Origin of the sequence: Rhodococcus sp. (in: high G+C Gram-positive bacteria) (genome assembly GCF_049286785.1) — a bacterium.
Taxonomy (GTDB): domain Bacteria; phylum Actinomycetota; class Actinomycetes; order Mycobacteriales; family Mycobacteriaceae; genus Rhodococcus_F.
Genome location: NZ_JBAQEO010000944.1, coordinates 1 through 3,280 on the forward strand (window position 1 = coordinate 1; position 3,280 = coordinate 3,280).

Annotated in this window: 4 protein-coding genes; 3 read left to right on the forward strand and 1 reads right to left on the reverse strand. The window is 63.9% G+C overall.

Going from position 1 to position 3,280, the window contains the following annotated elements; all coding sequences use genetic code 11:
- The coding region (locus WAW17_RS34160; protein WP_422337248.1) for an IclR family transcriptional regulator at nucleotides 1-419 on the reverse strand (419 nt) is incomplete at its 3' end.
- A 138-nt stretch (nucleotides 420-557) separates the two neighbouring features.
- On the opposite strand from WAW17_RS34160, the gene leuC reads away from it, so the two are divergent.
- From leuC to WAW17_RS34175, 3 genes are all read left to right on the forward strand, one after another.
- Complete coding sequence (leuC, locus tag WAW17_RS34165; protein WP_422337249.1) at nucleotides 558-1,979, forward strand: 3-isopropylmalate dehydratase large subunit; 1,422 nt, start codon at nucleotides 558-560, stop codon at nucleotides 1,977-1,979.
- 27 nt (nucleotides 1,980-2,006) lie between these two features.
- A complete protein-coding gene (gene leuD, locus WAW17_RS34170) occupies nucleotides 2,007-2,639 on the forward strand; it encodes a 3-isopropylmalate dehydratase small subunit (protein ID WP_422337250.1) in 633 nt (210 codons plus the stop codon).
- A 133-nt stretch (nucleotides 2,640-2,772) separates the two neighbouring features.
- Nucleotides 2,773-3,280 (forward strand): HU family DNA-binding protein (locus WAW17_RS34175; protein ID WP_422337251.1); only part of this gene is annotated, 508 nt, incomplete at its 3' end.

The following is a 3,280-nucleotide window of genomic DNA, read 5'->3' on the forward strand; positions in this document are numbered from 1 at the left end:
ACCTTGGCCCCCGAGCCGGCATTCATCGGTAGGCGCGCTCCGACGAGGACGGTGTCGCGCAGGCCCGTGGGTGGTTCCATCGCAGCCACGCAGATCCGCTGAGTGCCTTCCCTGCGGTACAACTGCACGCTCTCGCCGGTGATCTCGCGCAGCCGGGGAAGTACGAGTGCTGCCGCGGACACCAACGGGTCGTTGGCGGTGGCGGCGAGTTCCGAGAGCCCGGGGCCGGGGCACCACAGCCCGTCGGAGTCGCGGGTGAGGAGGCGATGGACCTCCAGGCCGACGGCAAGCCGGTGGGCGGTGGCGCGGGGGAGTCCGGTGCGCGAGCACAGTTCGCTGAGGCTGCAGGGCTTCTCGGCCACGGCATGCAGGACACCGACGGCTTTGTCAAGAACTCCGATGCCGCTATGCTGTCTCATAGGTCGATACCACTTTCTCGCATGTTGAGATCATAGCGCACCGCCGCTCGCGTGGGCGCTGGTCCGAGAATGTGGGTAACGACATCGAGCGCACTGCGGATGAGCCTTGAAATCCGCTGTGCGAGGTGACGCACAAAGGTGGAGAAGATGGCGGAGAAAGCACGCACGCTGGCAGAGAAGGTGTGGGATGACCACGTCGTGGTCCGTGGGGAGGACGGCAACCCCGATCTCATCTACATCGATTTGCATCTCGTTCACGAGGTGACGAGTCCTCAGGCCTTCGACGGACTTCGGCTCGCGGGTCGTGCACTCCGCCGGCCCGATCTCACGATAGCGACCGAGGACCACAACGTTCCGACTGTCGACATCGACAAGCCGATCGCCGATCTCGTGTCCCGGACCCAGGTGGACACGTTGCGACGCAACTGTGAGGAATTCGGTATCCGGCTGCACCCCATGGGTGACATCGATCAGGGCATCGTGCACGTCGTCGGCCCGCAGTTGGGGTTGACCCAGCCGGGTATGACGGTGGTGTGCGGCGACAGCCACACGTCCACCCACGGCGCGTTCGGGGCACTCGCCATGGGCATCGGTACCAGTGAGGTCGAGCACGTCATGGCAACGCAAACATTGTCGTTGCGTCCCTTCAAGACCATGTCGATCACCGTCGACGGTGAATTGCAGGAGGGAGTGACGAGTAAGGACCTCATCCTCGCCGTCATCGCCCAGATCGGTACGGGTGGTGGCCAGGGCTACGTCCTGGAGTACCGCGGTGAAGCCATCCGGAAGATGTCGATGGAAGCGCGGATGACCGTCTGCAACATGTCCATCGAAGCGGGCGCCCGGGCCGGCATGATCGCGCCCGATGAGACCACCTACGAGTTCATCAAGGGCCGCCCCCACGCTCCGCGGGGCGCCGACTGGGATGCGGCCGTCGAGGCGTGGGAGCAGTTGAAGACCGACGAGGGAGCAGTTTTCGACAACGAGGTTCACATCGACGCCAGTACCCTCACGCCGTTCGTGACTTGGGGAACCAACCCCGGACAGGGGCTGCCGCTCGGTGAGTCGGTGCCCGATCCTGCCGATATCGCGGACGAGAGCGCCCGTCATGCCGCGGAGAAGGCGTTGGCCTACATGGATCTCGAGCCCGGGACGCCGCTGCGCGAGGTTGCGATCGACACCGTCTTCGTCGGTTCGTGCACCAACGGCAGGATCGAGGATCTGCGGGCCGTGGCGGACGTGCTCCGGGGCCGTCACGTCGCCGAGGGGGTTCGCATGCTGATCGTTCCGGGCTCCATGCGGGTTCGGGCCCAGGCCGAAAAGGAGGGCCTCGGCGAGATCTTCACCACTGCCGGTGCCGAATGGCGCCAGGCGGGATGCTCGATGTGCCTCGGAATGAACCCCGACCAACTGGCACCGGGCGAGCGCTCCGCCTCGACGTCCAACCGCAATTTCGAAGGTCGTCAAGGCAAGGGCGCCCGCACCCATCTGGTTTCGCCGCTCGTCGCCGCGGCAACCGCAGTCCGGGGAACACTGTCCTCGCCGACGGATCTGGCCTAGGACCTAAGGAATTTAGGAGATTTTTCGATGGAATCCTTTAGCACACACAAAGGTATCGGCGTTCCGCTGCGGCGATCCAACGTGGACACGGACCAGATCATCCCGGCCGTCTACCTGAAGAGGGTGACCCGCACAGGATTCGAGGACGGTCTGTTCGCTGCGTGGCGTAACGATCCGAACTTCGTCCTCAATGTCGCCCCCTACGACAAGGGGTCCGTTCTGGTGGCCGGTCCGGACTTCGGCACAGGGTCGTCCCGCGAGCACGCCGTCTGGGCGCTATCCGACTTCGGTTTTCGGGTCGTGATCGCGTCGAGATTCGCGGATATCTTCCGTGGCAACGCCGGCAAGGCCGGTCTGCTGGCCGCTCAGGTGGACCAGGCGGACGTCGAACTGCTCTGGAAATTGCTCGACGAGCAGCCCGGGCTGGAATTGGTCGTCGACCTCGAGAGCAAGACCGTGACGGCCGGAACCACCGTGGTGCCCTTCGAGATTGATGACTACACACGCTGGCGTCTGATGGAGGGTCTGGACGACATCGGATTGACATTACGGCAGGTAGAAGGCATTTCCGAGTTTGAAAAGTCAAGGCCTTCATGGAAACCTGTGACTCTTCCCGAGCCGTCGCCGACCGACGAAAGTTGGAGTCGGGGCCCTGCCTGACGGATAATAAGTTCCTGAGAATGGTGCCGCGTTGAATGAGAATTGGCGTGGCACATAGACTCCTGCGGTATTCAGGTTTACCGTAGTTCGTAGTCGGTCCGATCATGGACCATTAGTTCGCGGAGGAATTTCAATGAACAAGGCAGAGCTCATCGACGTTCTGACCGAGAAACTGGGTTCGGACAGGCGCACGGCAACAGAAGCTGTCGAGAATGTCGTGGACACCATTGTTCGGGCAGTGCATCGCGGCGACAGTGTGACGATCACAGGATTCGGTGTTTTCGAGCAGCGTCGCCGCGCGGCCCGGGTTGCCCGTAATCCGCGCACCGGGGAGACCGTGAAGGTCAAGCCCACCTCGGTGCCGGCATTCCGGCCCGGTGCTCAGTTCAAGGCGGTTATCGCTGGTGGCCAGAAGCTTCCGGCAACCGGCCCGGCTGTGAAGCGCGGTGCCGCGGCGCCCGCTACCAAGGCTGCCGCCAAGAAGGCTGCGGCGAAGAAGACGGCCGCCGCCAAGAAGGCAGCAGCGAAGAAGGCACCGGCCAAGACCACGGCCGCCAAGACCACGGCCGCCAAGGCCGCGGCGAAGAAGGCACCGGCCAAGACCACGGCCGCCAAGACCACGGCTGCCAAGGCCGCGGCGA

Bases quoted from the DNA above. Each gene is read 5' to 3' on its own strand.
- leuD (WP_422337250.1), top strand. From the start codon at position 2,007: ATGGAATCCTTTAGCACACACAAAGGTATCGGCGTTCCGCTGCGGCGA.